Origin of the sequence: Rhodococcus sp. NPDC057014, from assembly GCF_042673295.1 — a bacterium.
Classification (GTDB): domain Bacteria; phylum Actinomycetota; class Actinomycetes; order Mycobacteriales; family Mycobacteriaceae; genus Rhodococcus_F.
In genome coordinates, this window is sequence record NZ_JBHUSF010000189.1 from 1 (window position 1) to 17,032 (window position 17,032).

Annotated in this window: 17 protein-coding genes; 10 read left to right on the forward strand and 7 right to left on the reverse strand. The window is 69.2% G+C overall.

The features are described 5' to 3' along the window. Nucleotides 1-25: 25 nt before the first annotated feature. Complete coding sequence (locus tag ACFTZB_RS28990) at nt 26-778, reverse strand: sensor domain-containing protein (protein WP_378436566.1); 753 nt, start codon at nt 776-778, stop codon at nt 26-28. After that, the gene (locus ACFTZB_RS28995; protein ID WP_378436568.1) at nt 778-1,731 is read right to left on the reverse strand and encodes a hypothetical protein; all 954 of its coding nucleotides are present in this window, start codon (nt 1,729-1,731) and stop codon (nt 778-780) included. Before ACFTZB_RS28995 ends, ACFTZB_RS28990 begins: the two co-directional genes overlap by 1 nt. A gap of 51 nt (nt 1,732-1,782) precedes the next feature. On the opposite strand from ACFTZB_RS28995, the gene lspA reads away from it, so the two are divergent. From lspA to dnaE, 5 genes are all read left to right on the forward strand, one after another. Beyond that, nucleotides 1,783-2,379, forward strand: a complete 597-nt coding sequence (lspA, locus tag ACFTZB_RS29000; RefSeq protein WP_378436570.1) for a signal peptidase II — start codon at nt 1,783-1,785, stop codon at nt 2,377-2,379. Next, on the forward strand, nt 2,376-3,302 hold the full coding sequence (locus ACFTZB_RS29005; RefSeq protein ID WP_378436572.1) for an RluA family pseudouridine synthase: 927 nt from the start codon (nt 2,376-2,378) through the stop codon (nt 3,300-3,302). Before lspA ends, ACFTZB_RS29005 begins: the two co-directional genes overlap by 4 nt. Before the next feature lies 1 nt (nt 3,303). Further along, complete coding sequence (locus ACFTZB_RS29010; RefSeq protein ID WP_378436574.1) at nt 3,304-3,981, forward strand: hypothetical protein; 678 nt, start codon at nt 3,304-3,306, stop codon at nt 3,979-3,981. Continuing rightward, nucleotides 3,978-4,895 carry an EamA family transporter RarD gene (rarD, locus tag ACFTZB_RS29015; RefSeq protein WP_378436576.1) on the forward strand — a complete coding sequence of 306 codons (918 nt, stop codon included), beginning with the start codon at nt 3,978-3,980 and terminating at the stop codon, nt 4,893-4,895. The genes ACFTZB_RS29010 and rarD overlap by 4 nt, the downstream gene beginning before the upstream one ends. Nucleotides 4,896-4,993: 98 nt before the next feature. Further along, nucleotides 4,994-8,530, forward strand: coding sequence for a DNA polymerase III subunit alpha (gene dnaE / locus ACFTZB_RS29020; protein WP_378436579.1), 3,537 nt, complete (start codon nt 4,994-4,996; stop codon nt 8,528-8,530). An 18-nt stretch (nt 8,531-8,548) separates the two neighbouring features. On the opposite strand, the gene ACFTZB_RS29025 is transcribed toward dnaE, so the two are convergent. After that, entirely contained in the window at nt 8,549-8,785 is a 237-nt protein-coding gene (locus ACFTZB_RS29025) for a hypothetical protein (protein WP_378436581.1), read from the reverse strand. A gap of 171 nt (nt 8,786-8,956) precedes the next feature. Here ACFTZB_RS29025 and ACFTZB_RS29030 point away from each other — a divergent pair, with 171 nt between their 5' ends. Together ACFTZB_RS29030 and ilvA are read left to right on the forward strand one after the other, a co-directional pair. After that, on the forward strand, nt 8,957-9,391 hold the full coding sequence (locus ACFTZB_RS29030) for a nitroreductase family deazaflavin-dependent oxidoreductase (RefSeq protein ID WP_378436583.1): 435 nt from the start codon (nt 8,957-8,959) through the stop codon (nt 9,389-9,391). Between the two features lie 175 nt (nt 9,392-9,566). Further along, nucleotides 9,567-10,919 carry a threonine ammonia-lyase IlvA gene (gene ilvA, locus ACFTZB_RS29035; RefSeq protein WP_378436585.1) on the forward strand — a complete coding sequence of 451 codons (1,353 nt, stop codon included), beginning with the start codon at nt 9,567-9,569 and terminating at the stop codon, nt 10,917-10,919. On the opposite strand, the gene ACFTZB_RS29040 is transcribed toward ilvA, so the two are convergent. Further along, nucleotides 10,912-11,448 carry a TetR/AcrR family transcriptional regulator gene (locus ACFTZB_RS29040; protein ID WP_378436587.1) on the reverse strand — a complete coding sequence of 179 codons (537 nt, stop codon included), beginning with the start codon at nt 11,446-11,448 and terminating at the stop codon, nt 10,912-10,914. The genes ilvA and ACFTZB_RS29040 overlap by 8 nt on opposite strands. 128 nt (nt 11,449-11,576) lie before the next feature. On the opposite strand from ACFTZB_RS29040, the gene ACFTZB_RS29045 reads away from it, so the two are divergent. Next, complete coding sequence (locus ACFTZB_RS29045) at nt 11,577-13,142, forward strand: MFS transporter (RefSeq protein ID WP_378436589.1); 1,566 nt, start codon at nt 11,577-11,579, stop codon at nt 13,140-13,142. On the opposite strand, the gene treZ is transcribed toward ACFTZB_RS29045, so the two are convergent. Both treZ and ACFTZB_RS29055 read right to left on the reverse strand, forming a co-directional pair. Further along, complete coding sequence (gene treZ, locus ACFTZB_RS29050; protein WP_378436591.1) at nt 13,109-14,842, reverse strand: malto-oligosyltrehalose trehalohydrolase; 1,734 nt, start codon at nt 14,840-14,842, stop codon at nt 13,109-13,111. The two genes, ACFTZB_RS29045 and treZ, sit on opposite strands and share 34 nt — an antisense overlap. 40 nt (nt 14,843-14,882) lie before the next feature. Beyond that, nucleotides 14,883-15,032, reverse strand: a complete 150-nt coding sequence (locus ACFTZB_RS29055) for a hypothetical protein (protein ID WP_005260252.1) — start codon at nt 15,030-15,032, stop codon at nt 14,883-14,885. 109 nt (nt 15,033-15,141) lie between these two features. Between ACFTZB_RS29055 and ACFTZB_RS29060 the strand changes: the two genes are divergently transcribed. Both ACFTZB_RS29060 and ACFTZB_RS29065 read left to right on the forward strand, forming a co-directional pair. Beyond that, nucleotides 15,142-15,330 (forward strand): DUF1918 domain-containing protein, encoded by a 189-nt coding sequence (locus ACFTZB_RS29060; protein WP_005247576.1) that lies wholly within the window; start codon nt 15,142-15,144, stop codon nt 15,328-15,330. Nucleotides 15,331-15,421: 91 nt separating this feature from the next. After that, nucleotides 15,422-16,051 carry a TetR/AcrR family transcriptional regulator gene (locus tag ACFTZB_RS29065; RefSeq protein WP_378436593.1) on the forward strand — a complete coding sequence of 210 codons (630 nt, stop codon included), beginning with the start codon at nt 15,422-15,424 and terminating at the stop codon, nt 16,049-16,051. An 11-nt stretch (nt 16,052-16,062) separates the two neighbouring features. Here the strand turns inward: ACFTZB_RS29065 and ACFTZB_RS29070 are convergent, their stop codons facing one another. Beyond that, nucleotides 16,063-17,001, reverse strand: a complete 939-nt coding sequence (locus ACFTZB_RS29070) for an NADP-dependent oxidoreductase (protein WP_378436595.1) — start codon at nt 16,999-17,001, stop codon at nt 16,063-16,065. Between the last annotated feature and the right edge of the window lie 31 nt (nt 17,002-17,032).

The following is a 17,032-nucleotide window of genomic DNA, read 5'->3' on the forward strand; positions in this document are numbered from 1 at the left end:
GCATCGGTCGTCTCCGGGGGCCGGTTCAGCCGGCGGGTGCGGGCGCGAGCTTCGCCACGGCGGTGCTCGTCAGGTCGGTCAAGACGCCGGCGTCGATCGGATCCTGTCCCGTCGCGACCAGTTGAGTGACGGTGCTGCCGACGACGGCCACCACCACGTCCGAGACGAGACTGACGCCCTCGCTGGTGGTGACGAGCCGGAACGCCGTCGACGCGTCGCCCGCGGGCTGTTGCTCGCGGCCCCCGATCCGGTACTGCACCTGCACGCCGTCGGCGTCTGTGCCGGTGTACTCGGTGCAACCGGCCAGCCGCTCCTGCACCGCGGCGAAGGCCTGGGACGCGTCGGCGCCGGTGGTGTAGCTCGCCGCATCCTGGTCGATGGTCGCGAAGCCCGGGCCGGTGAACCACCCGGACGCCGACGCCGCCGCTCCCGGGCGCTGGTCCGCGACCGGTGACAGCACCGCGCCGCAATCCGTGGGATCCGTGCTCGACTTGTCGGAGTCCGCCGACTCCGATGCCGGCGGCAACCCCAGATCGTCCTCGGGATCGGGGACGGGCGTGAATCCGACGGGCAGGTCGCCGACGTCGAGGAGCGCTGCCTTCAGCGATGCCGGATCGGCGAACGGTGCGCCCGCCGCGTCCGGCGCGGCGGTCACCACCGGACCGAGAGGCTGCAGCGACTCGGCGTCGCCCGCGTCGCCGGACGCGTTCGACGAGCACGCCGACAGCACGAGCACGGCCAGCAGGGAACAGGAGGCGGCGACGGGTCCGCGGCGCATCAGGAACCCCACCGGACCGAGTTCGACGTGGTCTGGTGCAGGCGGGTGGCGCCGTCGGGGTCGCTGTACTGCTGGTCGCCGCCCACGGTCACGGTCCCGGACACCGGCAGCGGCAGGCCGAGGTCGACGGTCATGGTGCCCGACCCCTGCATCACGTACTGGTCGACGTTCAGGGTGCCTGCCTCTCCGGGCAGCTCCCACACGGGGGACTTCGGCTTCTGGTCGATCGTGTAGTCGACGGTGAGGCGGTTGCCGTCCCGCGCGGTCAGCGTGGCCACGGTCGTCTGGTCGAGGGCGATGCCGCTCATCACCTGCTGGCGGATCGTCCACCGGGCGCCCACGCCGATCGGTTCCGCCGGAAACGGGACCGTGCGGTACACGGCCTGGTAGAAGGCCTGCTCGATCGCGGAGCGGGCGATGTCCTGGGCTTCGGCGTCCGGTCGCAGTCGCAGCGCCGTGATCGCTCCGGTGGGATCGACGGTGAAACCGGCGCCGGAACCGGCACTGGCTTCGAGCGCGCTGCCGAGACGGTCGTCGGGGCTGGTGACGTCGCCGAGCGTGAGGTCGACGGTGGTGCCGCCGTCCGCGTCGTCGGTCGCCCTGCCGACGGCGGCGGTGAGGGGGAGCGTCACCTGGGGGGAGGAGAAATCCTGGGCGGGCTGGTCGTCGATCTGCTGGAACACCTGCGCGTCCGTGGTCAGCTGGACGTCCTGCGTGACCCCTGCCGGCGGTCTGCGCGAGATCACCTCCCGCGGTTCCTCGCCGGGCTGGATCAGTTCGACGGTGGTGGCGGAGATCGGAACGGTCACTTCGGCGGGAGTGGACGTGGACCCTGCGGGGGTCGACTCCGAGGAGTCGCCGTCACCTCCGCACCCGGCGGTCAGAGCGACCAGGGAGAGGGTTGCGGCGAGTAGGCAGAATCCGGGTCGCAGAGCTTTCGAGAACAGTGGCACGCCCCCAGGCTAGTGCGCGCGGGAGCGCGTGAACGGAGGCTTGCCTCCGTAGTGGATGATGAACGGGTGAGTCAAGACCCCACGGCAGAGAACGAGACCGACGCCGAAGACCGGAACGACGGTGACACGTCCGGCGCCGAAGCCCCCCGGCCGGCGACGCATCAGCGCAGGCTGCTGCTGTTCGCGATCGCTGGGACGATCCTCGCGACCGACCTGCTGACGAAGATTCTCGCCGTCGCCCACATCGAGCCCGGCCGCCCGGTGTGGCTGATCGGGGACCTCGTCTCGCTGCGGCTCGTGCGCAACCCGGGCGCGGCGTTCTCGATGGCCACCGGCATGACGTGGCTGCTGACCCTCGTCGCCGTGGGTGTGGTGATCGGCGTGGTCCGCATCGGCCGGACGCTGCGGTCGCCGTGGTGGGCGCTCGGTCTCGGGCTGGTGCTCGGGGGCGCGCTCGGCAATCTCGTCGACCGGTTCTTCCGGGCCCCCGGAGTGATGCAGGGGCACGTCGTCGATTTCGTCTCCGTCGGCTGGTGGCCGGTGTTCAACGTGGCGGACTCCGCGATCGTGTGCGGTGCGATCCTGCTCGTCGTGCTCACCCTGGTGGGGCTGGAACCGGACGGAACGCGCAAGGGGGTAGAGAAGTGAGGGAAACACGGTCGATGCCGGTCCCGGACGGGCTCGAGGCGATGCGGGTCGACGCCGGCCTCGCCCGGCTGCTCGGTCTGTCGCGCACCGCGGTCGCGCAGCTCACCGAGGAAGGCTCGGTGCTCGTCGACGGCGCGCCCGTCGGCAAGTCCGACCGGCTGTCCGCAGGCACGTGGCTCGAGGTGGAACTGCCCGAACCGCCGCGGCCGCTGACCATCGAGGCGGAGCCCGTCGAGGGCATGGACATCCTGTACGCCGACGACGACGTGGTCGCCGTCGACAAGCCCGTGGGGGTCGCGGCCCACGCCAGCGTGGGGTGGACCGGTCCGACGGTGATCGGCGGCCTCGCCGCCGCCGGCTTCCGGATCTCGACGTCCGGGGCGCACGAGCGTCAGGGCATCGTGCACCGGCTGGACGTCGGCACGTCCGGAGTGATGGTGGTGGCCACGTCGGAGCGCGCCTACACGCTCCTCAAGCGCGCGTTCAAGCAGCGGACCATCGACAAGCGGTACCACGCGCTGGTGCAGGGCCACCCGGATCCGAGCAGCGGAACCATCGACGCGCCCATCGGCAGACATCGCAGCAACGACTGGAAGTTCGCGGTCACCGCCGACGGCAAACCCAGCATCACCCACTACGACACGGTCGAGGCGTTCCAGGCAGCGAGCCTGCTGGACATCCACCTGGAGACGGGCCGGACCCATCAGATCCGCGTCCACTTCGCGGCGCTGCGGCACCCGTGCTGCGGCGACCTCACGTACGGGGCCGATCCGCGGCTGGCGGAGCGCCTCGGGCTGGAGCGCCAGTGGCTGCACGCCCGGTCGCTCGGTTTCGCGCATCCCGCGGACGGGCGGTGGGTCGAGATCACGTCCAAGTACCCGAAGGATCTCGAGGACGCTCTCGGGGTTCTGCGGGCGAGCTGAGGTGCGGTTCCCGCGCCCCGGCGGTACCGCGGTTGCGGCGGTGCTCACCGCTGTCGTCCTGATCGCGGTGACGGTCGTACTCGGGGCACTGAATCCCGTTCGGTGGGCGCCCGTGTCGACGGACGCGCTGGGCCCGGACAACGGGGAAGTGGTGGCCGACTACCTGGCCCGGGCGGACCGATCGCTCGACGAGGCGGACGGTGGCCAGGAGCGCTGGGCGCTGGTCTCGTTCACGCGTCCGGTGACCACGGAGGCCGTCCGGGACGCCGCATCCGGCGCCCGGGTGTCGCAGGTGCTGTTCCGCGTGCCGCTCGACCGGGTACAGACGCCGCTCGTACCCGTGTCCGTCGCGGCAGGCGACGCGGCCCTCGCCCGGGCGAGTGTCCTGGCCGCCGGCCGCGCCCAGGCAATGACGGGCGAGACGGAGCGGCAGGCGCAGATCGCGGCGGTCTCGTCGGCGGAACTCGCCCGGAACTGCGCGTGCGTCATCGGCGTCGTCGTCCGCGGTGATCACGACACCCTGTCCGCGCTGCGGTCCGAACCGGATGTCCGGGCGGTCGAGGCGCTCGGCGCCGGCGCCGTGGCCGGGCGATTCGCGGTCCGCCCGCTGCTGCCGGAGCAGGTCGAGACCGTCGCGCCCGGCCCCGACGACGGGGTCGTCCCGGGGAGCGGTTCGTGACGGCGCGGAAGGCGGAAACCGTGGGCGCCGCCTGCGGAGTCGGCGCCTACGTGCTGTGGGGCGCGTTCCCGGCGTTCTTCGGTCTGCTCGGCCCGGCCGGGTCCGTGGAGATCCTCGCGCACCGCGTGGTGTGGACGCTCGCTCTCATGTTTCTCGTCCTCGCGGTCTCGGGCCGGCTCCGCTCGCTGCGGGGGCTGAGCGTGCGCACCTGGCTGCTGGTCACGGCCGCCTCGACGGCCATCGCCGTGAACTGGGGCACCTACATCTACGGGGTCACGTCGGACCGGGTGGTCGAGACCGCGCTCGGGTACTTCGTCAACCCGTTGGTGAGCGTGCTGCTGGGCGTGGTGATCTTCCGGGAACGGCTCGTGCCCGCCCAGATCGTGGCGCTCGCCCTCGCCGCCGTCGCCGTGATCGTGATCACCGTCGACTACGGGCATCCGCCGTACATCGCGCTCACGCTGGCCGCGTCGTTCGCGCTGTACGGGCTGTGCAAGAAGGTGATGCCGCTCGACCCGCGGACGAGCCTCACGGCCGAGGGCATCGTCGCCGCACCCGTCGCGATCGGCTACCTCGTGTTCCTCGCCCTCACCGGCGCAGGCACGTTCCTGGGATTCGGCGCCGGGCACACCCTGCTGCTGATGGCCGCGGGTCCGGTGACCGCTCTGCCGCTGCTGCTGTTCGGCGCCGCGGCGCAACGGGTGCCGTTGCGCACACTCGGCATGCTGCAGTACCTGACACCGGCGCTGCAGATGGCGTGGGGCGTCGCCGTTCTCCACGAGGACATGCCCGCGTCGCGGTGGATCGGTTTCGCCCTGATCTGGGTGGCGCTGGCGATCTTCAGTACCGATGCGCTGGTACGGGTCCGGCGCGAGCGCCGCAATCCCGACCCGTCCCAGGCGCCCGTCCCGTAACTCGCGTCACGACTTCGCCGACACCCGCCGTCGACGACCGGACCTGTCGGTCCGAGGGCCTACACTCGTGAGGCTCCCAGACCTTCAGAGAGGCGCACGTGGCTGACTCGTTCGTACATCTGCACAATCACACCGAGTACTCGATGCTCGACGGTGCGGCCAAGGTCGGCCCCCTGTTCGAAGAGGCCGCGCGGCTCGAGATGTCGGCGGTGGGCATGACCGACCACGGCAACATGTACGGCGCCAGCGAGTTCTACAACGTCGCGAAGAAGCAGGGCATCAAGCCGATCATCGGCATCGAGGCGTACGTCGCGCCGGAGTCCCGCTTCAACACCAAGCGTGTGCTGTGGGGCGACCGCAGCCAGAAGTCCGACGACGTCTCCGGTAGCGGTGCGTACACCCACATGACGATGGTCGCGGAGAACGCGACCGGTCTGCGGAACCTGTTCAAGCTGTCCTCGCTCGCGTCGATCGAGGGTCAGCTCGGCAAGTGGGCGCGCATGGACGAAGAGCTCATCGCCACCCACCACGAGGGCATCATCGCGACCACGGGCTGCCCGTCCGGCGAGATCCAGACCCGGCTGCGACTCGGCCACGACCGCGAGGCGCTCGAGGCGGCCGCCAAGTGGCAGGAGATCTGGGGCAAGGACAACTTCTTCCTCGAGTTGATGGACCACGGACTGTCGATCGAGCGACGCGTGCGTGAGGGCCTCCTCGAGATCAGCAAGAAGCTCGAGATCCCGCCGCTCGCCACCAACGACTGCCATTACGTCACGAAGGACGCCGCGGAGAACCACGAGGCGCTCCTGTGCATCCAGACCGGCAAGACGCTGTCCGACCCCACCCGCTTCAAATTCGACGGTGACGGCTACTTCCTCAAGTCCGCCGCGGAGATGCGGGCCCTGTGGGACGACCAGGTCCCCGGCGCGTGCGACAACACCCTGCTCATCGCCGAGCGCGTCCAGTCGTACGACGACGTGTGGGCGCACCACGACCGGATGCCGATCTTCCCGGTCCCCGAGGGCGAGACGCAGGGCACCTGGTTGCGCAAGGAGGTCATGCGCGGGCTGGACCGCCGGTTCCCCGCCGGCCCGCCCGAGGAGTACCTGGCCCGCGCCGACTACGAGATCGGCGTCATCCTCGAAATGGGTTTCCCCGCCTACTTCCTCGTCGTCGGCGACCTCATCAACCACGCGCGCGAGGTCGGCATCCGGGTCGGCCCCGGCCGAGGCTCGGCCGCCGGTTCGCTCGTCGCCTACGCGATGGGCATCACCAACATCGACCCCATCCCGCACGGCCTGCTGTTCGAGCGGTTCCTGAACCCCGAGCGCGTGTCCATGCCCGATATCGACATCGACTTCGACGATCGCCGTCGCGGCGAGATGGTGCGCTACGCGACGGACAAGTGGGGCAGCGACCGCGTCGCCCAGGTCATCACGTTCGGCACCATCAAGACGAAGGCGGCGATCAAGGACTCCGCCCGAGTCCAGTTCGGTCAGCCCGGTTTCGCGATCGCCGACCAGATCACCAAGGCGCTGCCGCCGCCGATCATGGCCAAGGACATCTCGGTGTCCGGCATCACCGACCCGAATCACGAGCGCTACAAGGAAGCGGTGGAGGTTCGCGCCCTCATCGACTCCAACCCGGACGTCGCGAAGATCTACCAGACGGCCAAGGGGCTCGAGGGCCTGATCCGCAACGCCGGCGTCCACGCCTGCGCGGTGATCATGTCGTCCGAACCGCTGATGGACGCGATTCCCGTGTGGAAGCGCGCCCAGGACGGCGCCATCATCACCGGCTGGGACTACCCGTCGTGCGAGGCCATCGGCCTGCTGAAGATGGACTTCCTCGGACTGCGGAACCTCACCGTCATCGGTGACGCCATCGACAACATCAAGGCGAACCGGGGGATCGAACTCGATCTCGACACCCTCGCGCTCGACGACACGGCCACGTACGAACTGCTCTCGCGTGGCGACACTCTCGGTGTGTTCCAGCTCGACGGCAGCGCGATGCGCGACCTGCTGCGCCGCATGCAGCCCACCGGTTTCGAGGACATCGTCGCGGTGCTCGCGCTGTACCGGCCCGGTCCGATGGGCATGAACGCGCACAACGACTACGCCGACCGCAAGAACGGGCGGCAAGAGGTCAAACCCATCCACCCGGAACTCGAGGAGCCCCTGAAGGAGATCCTGGCCGACACGTACGGCCTGATCGTCTATCAGGAGCAGATCATGCAGATCGCGCAGAAGGTGGCCGGGTACTCGCTCGGACAGGCCGACATTCTCCGCCGTGCCATGGGTAAGAAGAAGCTGTCGGTGCTGGAGGAGGCGTACGCCGGTTTCCGCGAGGGCATGCTCGCCAACGAATTCTCCGAGCCCGCCATCAAGGCGCTGTGGGACACCATCCTCCCGTTCGCCGGGTACGCGTTCAACAAGTCGCACGCCGCCGGGTACGGCCTGGTGTCGTTCTGGACCGGGTACCTCAAGGCCAACTATCCGGCCGAGTACATGGCCGGTCTGCTCACCTCGGTCGGTGACGACAAGGACAAGGCCGCCGTCTATCTCGCGGACTGCCGCAAGATGGGCATCACCGTGCTCCCGCCGGACGTCAACGAGTCGGAGGTCAACTTCGCCTCCGTCGGCGAGGACATCCGGTTCGGCATGGGCGCCGTCCGCAACGTCGGTGCCAACGTGGTGGGTTCGATCATCAAGGCGCGCAAGGAGAAGTCCAAGTTCGTCGACTTCTCCGACTACCTCAACAAGATCGATGCGGCCGCCTGCTCCAAGAAGGTCACCGAATCGCTGATCAAGGCGGGCGGATTCGACTCGCTGGGCCACCCGCGCAAGGGGCTCATGCTCGTCCACGCCGACGCCATCGACGCGGTGATGGGCACCAAGAAGGCGGAGGCGATCGGCCAGTTCGACCTGTTCGGCGGCGACGACGCCGACGAGTCGATCGCTTCGGTGTTCAACGTGAAGATCCCCGAGGAGGAGTGGGACTCCAAGCACCGGTTGGCGCTGGAGCGGGAGATGCTGGGACTGTACGTGTCCGGGCACCCGCTCAACGGCGTCGAGCACGTGCTGTCGGCGCAGTCCGACACCGCGATCCCGACCATCCTCGAAGGCGACGTCAAGGACGGCACCCAGGTCACCGTCGGCGGCATCCTCGCGTCGGTGAACCGGCGGATCAACAAGAACGGTCTCACCTGGGCGTCCGCGCAGCTCGAGGACCTGACCGGTGGTATCGAGGTGCTGTTCTTCCCGCAGGCCTATTCGGTGTACGGGATGGACGTCACCGAGGACTCGGTGGTGCTCGTCAAGGCGCGTGTGTCGATCCGTGACGACCGGATCTCCCTCATCGCCAACGACCTTGCGGTGCCGGACCTCTCGGCGGTGGGGGTGGCGAAGCCGTTGGCGGTCAGTCTGCCGCTGCGTCAGTGCACCAAGGACAAGATCGGCGCGCTGCGTCAGGTGCTCACCCGCCATCCGGGCACGTCGGACGTGCACGTGCGGTTGATCGGCGGCACCGAGGTCACGTTGTGGAAGGTGGACGACGTACTCCGGGTGGAACCGTCGTCGGCGTTGATGGGCGACCTCAAGGCGCTGCTCGGACCGAGTTGCCTGTCCGTGTGATCGCTTCGATGGGTGAGGTCAGGAGCGCGGCGGGAAGAGCCGCCGCGCCCACCACACCACGACGGCGGCCGCGGCGGCCGTGAGAACGGCCGCCTGCAGCGTCTGCGTGACGACGAGGATCGTGACGAACACCAGCAGTGCGACTGCCAGGGCCTCCAGCTTGTAGAGGGGCCACTCGGTGCCGGCGAGATCGACGGTCCGGGCGGGAGCGCTGCGGGGCACCTCGCGGCGCACCCAAGCGTCGTGTGTCGTCATCGCAGGTCACCTCACTGGAGAAGGTCGGGGGAAGCGGACGTCCCCGCGTGCGATCAGGGTACTCGGAATCCGGAGTTCGGCGCAACGAACAAACAGATGCGGTCGTTCGCATGCGTGCTGGTTCGGTGGAATCGGTGGCGGGCTCTCACGGAGCGGGTGTTGACTGGACGCATGCCACTCACAGGTGAATACGAACCCAGTCCGTCCAAGTGGGCAGCGGATCAGGCCGAGTTGATGGAATCCACCGACGGTGCCGAGGGCACGACGTTGGGCGGCAGGCCCGTCGTCCTGCTGACCACCCGGGGCGCGAAATCCGGCAAGATCCGCAAGACGCCGTTGATGCGCGTCGAGCACGACGGGACGTACGCGGTCGTCGCCTCGCTCGGCGGCGCCCCGAAGAACCCGGTCTGGTACTACAACGTGAAGGCCGAGCCGCACGTCGAACTCCGCGACGGCTCGTCGACCCGCGACATGGTGGCCCGTGAGGTGACGGGCGACGAGAAGGCTGCGTGGTGGGAGCGTGCCGTCGCCGCGTTCCCGGACTACGCCGAGTATCAGAAGAAGACCGACCGGGAGATCCCGGTGTTCGTGCTCGAACCGGCCTGAGTCCCGATGAGAGCGAAAGCGTCGGCGTTGTCGGGGACGGTGACGAACGGGGGTGTCGGTGAGGCCGTGACAATGGCGAAGTCGAACGCTCGGAACGTGCCGCGACCGTCCCGGTTCGATCCGCGCGGCTGAACCCGACTGGTATCCCATGGCCGGAGAGTGGGAACATATCCGGGTGTCCACATCGCCCGATACCGCAGCCCAGAACATCGCCTCGCCCCTGACAGTGGGCGATATCGACGCGGCCATCGAGCGAATTTCCCACGTGATCGACGCGACCCCACTGCAGTGGAGCGAACGCCTGTCTTCCCTGACCGGCGCGAACGTCTACCTCAAGCGTGAAGACCTGCAGGTCGTGCGCTCCTACAAACTCCGCGGCGCCTACAACCTCATGGCCCAGCTCGACGCCGGCGAGCGTGCCGCCGGAGTCGTGACGGCCAGTGCCGGCAACCATGCGCAGGGCGTCGCGTTCGCCTGCCGGACAATGGAAATCACCGGCCGCATCTACGTCCCGTCGAACACCCCCAAGCAGAAGCGTGACCGCATCCGTGCGCACGGCGGCGAGTTCGTCGAGCTGATCCTGACGGGGGAGACGTACGACGCCGCCGCTGCTGCGGCCGCCGCCGACGTGCGGCGGACGGGCGCGACGATGGTTGCGCCGTTCGACGACGCCCGGACCGCGGCCGGTCAGGGCACCATCGCCGCCGAGATCCTCGCCCAGCTCGGCGCGGCCCCCGATTCCGTTCTGGTCCCGGTCGGCGGCGGCGGGTGCATCGCTGGCATCGCGACATATCTGCACGCGCACGCACCGCGCACGGCCATCGTCGGCGTGGAACCGACGGGGGCGGCGTCGATGACGGCGGCCCTGGTGGCCGGTGGTCCCGTGACGTTGACGGAGATCGATCCGTTCGTCGACGGCGCGTCGGTCAAGCGGGTCGGCGACCTGCCCTACGCCGTGGTCTCCGCCCTCGGCGCCGAGGTGGTGACGCACACGTCGCTGGGCCAGGCCGGCGGGGCGTCCACGATCCGGCTCGATCCGGAGAGCTTCGTGATGACCAATCTCGACGAGGGCGCGCTGTGCACCGCGATGCTCGAGCTGTATCAGAACGAGGGCATCATCGCCGAGCCGGCGGGCGCGCTGTCGGTGGCGGCGCTCGCGAACATCACGTTCGAGCCGGGTTCCACGGTGGTGTGCCTGATCTCGGGTGGCAACAACGACGTCTCGCGGTACGGCGAGATTCTGGAACGTTCGCTGGTGAATCTCGGGCTCAAGCACTACTTCCTCGTCGACTTCCCGCAGGAGCCGGGCGCGCTGCGCCGATTCCTGGACGAGGTGCTCGGCCCCGAGGACGACATCACCCTGTTCGAGTACGTGAAGCGCAACAACCGGGAGACCGGCGCCGCCCTGGTGGGTATCGAACTCGGCAAGGCAGAGGGGCTCGGCGAGCTGCTCGAGCGGATGGAGCAGTCCCGGATGCAGGTGGAACGCCTGGAGCCGGGAAGCCCCGCGTACCGCTACCTCACCTGAGCCGCTCCTTCTGCAGCAGCCGCGCGACGACCTTCTTGTACAGCTCGGGCTCGGGCATGGGAAGCCTGAGCAGCGCGGCCAGGTAGATGCCGTCGCCGACGAGGCGCACGATCTCGGCCTGCACGGGATCGTCGATCTCGTCTTGAAGGCCCTCGTCCCAGCTGCGCATGACGTCGGTGACGGCCTTCTGGATCTCGTCGTGCTGACCGTCGACGCTCCGTAGCGCGGCGATGGTCGAACGGTAGAGGGCGAGTTCTTCGGTGGTGCTCGCGTCGGGGACCTGCAGATACCACTCGGACATCGAGGTGCCCCCGGAGACGGCGTCGGCGAGCTGGGCGTCGGCCCGCTCGCCGAGCCGGCGCACCATGGCGGCGAGCAGGGCTTCCTTGCTGGGGAAGTGATAGAGCAGCCCGCCCTTGGACACCCCGGCCTCCGCGGCGACCGCCTCGAGGGTCACCTGGGCTATTCCCACGTCGAGTAGCAGCTTCTCGAGGGCGTCGAGTATTCGATCGCGCGTACCGGCAGCCATGGAGAGGGACTGTACCCGGGAAATAACTTTACCGTCCGGACGGTTCACGATAAGGTAACAGAACTGTACCGGCTGGACGGTTCATACATTCGTGCCAGCTCTCGAAACGGAAAGTCGCAGGAAGATAAATGTCTGTCTCCACGGATCGCGGGATCAACGACGCCTACGGCGCACCAGGTCAGCCCTCCGCGTCGCGCCGAGACTGGCTCGGACTCGTCGTCCTGGCATTCGCCGTCCTCCTCATCGCCGTCGACGGCACGGTGCTCGACCTCGCCCTGCCGTTCATCAGCGCCGACCTCGAACCCAGCAGCACGCAGCTGCTGTGGATCATCGACGTCTACTCGTTCGTCCTCGCCGGACTGCTCATCACCATGGGCACCCTCGGCGACCGCATCGGACGGCGTCGCCTGCTGCTCCTCGGCGCCGCCGGATTCGGTATCGCCTCGCTGATCGCGGCGTGGGCGCCGACACCCGAGATGCTGATCGCGGCCCGCGTGCTGCAGGGAATCTCCGGCGCCACGCTGATGCCCGCGACCCTCGGCCTGATCCGCACGATCTTCGTCGACCCGCGCCAGCGGACCCTCGCCATCGGCGTGTGGGGCGCGATGGCCGGCGGCGGCACCGCGGCCGGCCCGCTGATCGGCGGCTGGCTGCTCGAGCACTTCTGGTGGGGCTCGGTGTTCCTGATCAACCTCCCCGTGATGCTCGTGCTGATCGCCGTGGGACCGCTCGTGATCCCCGAGTCGAAGGACCCCGCACCGGGACGGTTCGACCTGCTCAGCGCCGCGTTGTCGATGACGACGATGCTGCCGCTGGTGTACGCGGTCAAGGAGACCGTGGTGCACGGCATCGACCCGCTGCTCCTCGGCGTCGGTCTCGTCGGCGTCCTGTCGGGCGTGGTGTTCGTGCGCAGGCAGAGGTCGATGACGGACCCGATGATCGACATCGGCCTGTTCGCGAAGCCCGCGTTCTCGACCGCCGTCCTCACCAACCTGCTGTCCATCTTCGCGCTCGCCGGTGTGCTGTTCTTCGGCTCGCAGTACCTGCAGTTGGTGTTGGGTAACACTGCGTTCGAATCGGGTGTGCTGATGCTGCCCGGCATGCTGATGAGCGCGGTCACCGCGCTCGCGGCGGCCTGGATGGTGCGCCGGTGGGCCACCTCCCACGTGCTCGGCGGCGGTCTCGCCGTCGCGGGTGTGGGTGCGGCACTGATGCTCACGCTCGGCGTGGACGGTGCCCCGACGATGTTCGTGGTCGGCTTCGGTCTCGCCGGAGCAGGTGTCGGTATCGCGCTGACACTGACGTCCGACCTCGTGGTGAGCGCCGTCGAGCCCGAACGGGCCGGCGCCGCCTCCGCGGTGTCCGAGACCGCGTACGAACTCGGCATCGCACTCGGTGTCGCCGTGCTCGGCAGCGTCGTCATGGCGATCTTCCGGAACGGCCTCGACACGTCGATGCTGCCGCAGGAACAGATCGAGCCCGCCCAGGGCACGCTCGGCGCCGCGGTCGCGGAGGCGCAGCATCTCCCCGAGGCGGCGCGGACGGTGTTCCTCGAGTCCGCGCAGTCTGCCTTCGTCGACGGCATGCACGTCGCCGCGGGCGCGACCGCCGTGATCCTGTTCGCGACCGCGATCCTCGTCCTGCGGATGCTGCGCGACCGTCAGGGTGAGCTGTCGAGCACCACGAACGAATGACCCGGTAGTACCGTCGCCGACCCGGTCTCGTCCTGCGTCGGCGGCTCCCACCACAGCACGGGGGAGCCGCCGACCGGGACGGTCACCGGTTCGGCACCGAGGTTGCAGGCCAGGCGAAGTGCGCCGCGGTGCACCACGATCCACTGCTGCGCCTCGTCGTAGTCGACGGACAGGTTCTCGAGCCACGGGTCCGTCAGCTCGGCGCGCCCCCGGCGAAGTCGCAGCAGCGAGCGGTAGCAGTCCAGCAGCCGGGCATGCGGCGGCTGGGCCGGTTCGTCCCAGTTGAGCTTGGACCGCTCGAACGTCGCCGGGTCCTGCGGGTCGGGAACGTCGTCCGTGCTCCAGCCGTGCTCGGCGAACTCGGCCTTGCGTCCCTCCGCCGTCGCCCGCGCGAGCTCCGGCTCCGGGTGTGAGGTGAAGAACTGGAACGGGGTGCTCGCCCCCCATTCCTCGCCCATGAACAGCATCGGCGTGAACGGCGAGCAGAGCACGAGCGCCGCCTTCACGGCGAGCTGCCCGGAATCGAGATACGTGCCGGGGCGGTCGCCGATTGCCCGGTTGCCGATCTGATCGTGCGTGCACGTGTATGTGACCAGCGAACTCGCCGGGATCCGCCGTGTGTCCAGCGGCCTGCCGTGGATGCGACCCCGGAACGTCGAAAACGTGCCCGCGTGGAACCAACCGTGACGCAGCGTGTCCGCGAGGCAGGCCATCGAACCGAAATCTCCGTAATAGCCCTGTCTCTCACCGGAGACGGCCGCGTGGATGGCGTGATGCACGTCGTCGTCCCACTGGGCGTCGAGGCCGTAGCCGCCCGCCGACCGCGACGTGATCAGGCGCGGGTCGTTGAGGTCGCTCTCCGCGACGAGCGTCAGCGGCCGCCTCAGGTGCGCGGACAGCCGGCGGGTCTCGACGGCCAGATCCTCGAGAAGGTGAGTGGCGGTGTGATCGACGAGCGCGTGGACGGCGTCGAGGCGGAGCGCGTCGATGTGGAATTCGCGGAACCAGCGCAGCGCGTTGCCGATGATGTAGCGCCGCACCTCGCCGCTGTCCGGTCCGTCCAGGTTGATGCTCCGGCCCCAGGTGTTGGCGCCCTGCGCCAGGTACGGGCCGTACCGGTCGAGGTAGTTCCCCGACGGTCCGAGGTGGTTGTAGACGGCGTCGAGGACCACGCCGAGACCGCGGGCGTGACACGCGTCGACGAGGGTCTGCAGCCCGTCCGGTCCGCCGTAGCCCTCGTGCACCGTGTACCAGAGGACGCCGTCGTATCCCCAGTTGTGGGTTCCGTTGAACCCGTTGACCGGCATCAGTTCCACGAAATCGACACCGAGGTCGACGAGATGGTCGAGCCGGCCGACCGCAGCGGCGAACGTGCCCTCCGGGGTGAACGTGCCGACGTGCAATTCGTAGACGACGGAACCGGCGAGCTGCCGCCCGGTCCACTGCGAGTCGGTCCAGAGGCTCTCGTCGAGCGTGTGGAGCTGGGACGCGCTGTGCACGCCGTCGGGCTGGCGCGGCGACCGGGGATCGGGGAGCGGGGTGTCGCTGTCGCCGAGGAGGAACGCGTACCGGGAGTCCGGTGACGCGTCGACGTCGGCCCGCCACCACCCGTCGGGTGACGGGGTCATGTCGTGGCGCCTGCCGTCGACCTCCACGGAGACGGATGCCGGGATCGGGGCCCATACCTCGAATGTGTGCACCCGATCAGCATGCCTCGACCGGGCGGGCCGCGCAGGGCAGTCAGCTCTCGGGCGTGCCGGAGTCCTCGACCTCCTCGATGATCTCGGCGCCGAGGACCGACAGCCGGTGTTCCTCGGCGTCCTGCACGGTGCCGAAGTCCTGCTCCTCGAGCACGTTACGGTCCTTGTCGAGGTATCGATACGTAGCCATGCCCCCACGATGGCACACGGCGGCGGAGATGGCGGCGAGTCGGCCCTTTCGCCCCGGTTCCGGAAGTAGCAAGCTGAGAGTACGGACTCGAACGTCGCGAGGAGCAGTCATGCACGTAGCAGTGGGAGACCGGTTGCACGTACAAGGCAGGGTGGTCGGGGTGCACGAGACGACCGCCGAGGTCGTGGAGGTACACGGGGAGAACGGCGAACCGCCCTATCTCGTCCGATACGACGACGGCCACGAGGCCCTCGTGTTTCCCGGTTCCGACGCCTGGGTGGAACACCCGAAGTCGTAGGCACCGAACGCGTCGCCTGGTCCAGGCGCGGCGGATCGCCGTGCCGCATTGGTTGCACGATCGATGAATCGAATGCGTCTATCGTGAGACCGTGCCCGATGCCGCCAAGAGGCCCTACAGTTCGCCGCTGCGTGCGGAATCGGCGCGCCGGACCCGCGGCCTCGTCCGGGATGCCGCCGCCCGGCTGTTCGCCGAGCAGGGATACGTCAGCACCACGGTGCGGAACGTGGCCGAGGCGGCCGGGGTGTCGGCCCGCACGGTGTTCACCGCGTTCCCGGGCGGCAAAGCGGAACTGTTCCACGAGGCACTGCACGCCGCGATCCAGGGCGACACCGACGCCGCTCCTGCCGCCCGCACACCCCGGGACGGCGACCCCGTGGAGCGGATCCTCGAACAGATGGTGGAGTACAGCACCGACGTGCTGGAGCGGGCCGGCGCCCTGATGGCGACGTCGATCGAATCCTCGGGAGCGGATGCAGACATGCGGCGGTTCGCGAACGAGGGGGCACGGGCGTCCGCCGAGAATGCGATGACCCTCGCCGAGGGACTCGCGGCGCACGAACTGCTGCGTCCCGAGATCTCCGTTCAGCGGGCCGCCGACGTGTTGTTCACGGTCGTGTCGCCGCAGGTGTATTCGATGCTGCGCCTGCAGTGCGGGTGGGATGTCGACGACTACCGGAACTGGGTGAAGGCGACGATCCGGGCGAGTCTGCTCCACTGAGCGGGGTCCGTCTACGGCAACAGGATGAACTTGCCCGCCGCGTGCGGCTTCCGCAGATCGGCATGCGCGCGCGCCGCCTCCGACAGCGCGTACGTGCGCGCGACCCGCACCCGTACGTCGCCGTTGCCTGCGAGGTCGACGAGGGCGGCCCGGAACCGTTTACGCAGTTCCATGCCTTCCGCGCCCAGAGTCCCCACGATCCGGAACCCCGCCTCGACCGGCCGTGGCCCGGGGACGGTCGTCACCAACCGCGACGGGTGCCGCACCAGACCCACGGACACGTCGACGGCCTCGTCGCTGCCCGCGGTGTCGATCACGGCGTCCACCCCGTCCGGTGCCAGAACCCGGATCCGGTCGCTCAGGCCGTCCCCGTACGACACCGGGGTCGCGCCGAGCGACCGCACGTAGTCGTGGTGCTCGGGGCGCGCCGTGCCGATGATCGTGGCGCCGCGGGCCCGCCCCAACTGCACGACCAACGACCCCACGCCGCCCGCCGCCCCGTGCACGAGCAGCAGGTCGCCGGTGCCGACGGTCGCCGTGTCGAGGGTGTCGATCGCGGTGGCACCCACCGCGAGAAGTCCGGCCGCCTCGTTCCACGGCAACGACGCCGGTTTCGGGACCACCGAATCACCGGACACCACAAGCCGGTCCGCGTACGACTCGGACACCGGGTACGCGATCACCTCGTCGCCCACCGCGATCGGGCCCGCAGGTCCCGTGGCAGTGTCACCCACCTCCGCGACGACGCCCGCCGCCTCGCTGCCCAGCCGCATCGGTAGGGCGTCCGGGTCGGCGCCGAACGCGCCGCTGTACAGCTTGTAGTCGATCGGGTTGACCCCGATCGCGCGGACCTCGATCACCACCTCACCCGGTGCGGGACCCTCCGGTTCCGCGTCGACGACCGCGAGGACCTCCGGCCCTCCGTACGCCCGGGCAACTACACGTCGCATACCCAGGCCAGTACCCCCGTGAGTACTTCTC

Excerpts from the sequence above, each read along its gene's own strand:
- ACFTZB_RS29045 (WP_378436589.1), top strand. The coding sequence starts at position 11,577 with ATGTCTGTCTCCACGGATCGCGGGATCAACGACGCCTACGGCGCACCA.
- ACFTZB_RS28990 (WP_378436566.1), bottom strand. The coding sequence starts at position 778 with ATGCGCCGCGGACCCGTCGCCGCCTCCTGTTCCCTGCTGGCCGTGCTC.
- ACFTZB_RS29030 (WP_378436583.1), top strand. The coding sequence starts at position 8,957 with ATGCCACTCACAGGTGAATACGAACCCAGTCCGTCCAAGTGGGCAGCG.
- ACFTZB_RS29070 (WP_378436595.1), bottom strand. The coding sequence starts at position 17,001 with ATGCGACGTGTAGTTGCCCGGGCGTACGGAGGGCCGGAGGTCCTCGCG.
- ACFTZB_RS29025 (WP_378436581.1), bottom strand. The coding sequence starts at position 8,785 with ATGACGACACACGACGCTTGGGTGCGCCGCGAGGTGCCCCGCAGCGCT.
- ACFTZB_RS29040 (WP_378436587.1), bottom strand. The coding sequence starts at position 11,448 with ATGGCTGCCGGTACGCGCGATCGAATACTCGACGCCCTCGAGAAGCTG.
- ACFTZB_RS29060 (WP_005247576.1), top strand. The coding sequence starts at position 15,142 with ATGCACGTAGCAGTGGGAGACCGGTTGCACGTACAAGGCAGGGTGGTC.
- ACFTZB_RS29055 (WP_005260252.1), bottom strand. The coding sequence starts at position 15,032 with ATGGCTACGTATCGATACCTCGACAAGGACCGTAACGTGCTCGAGGAG.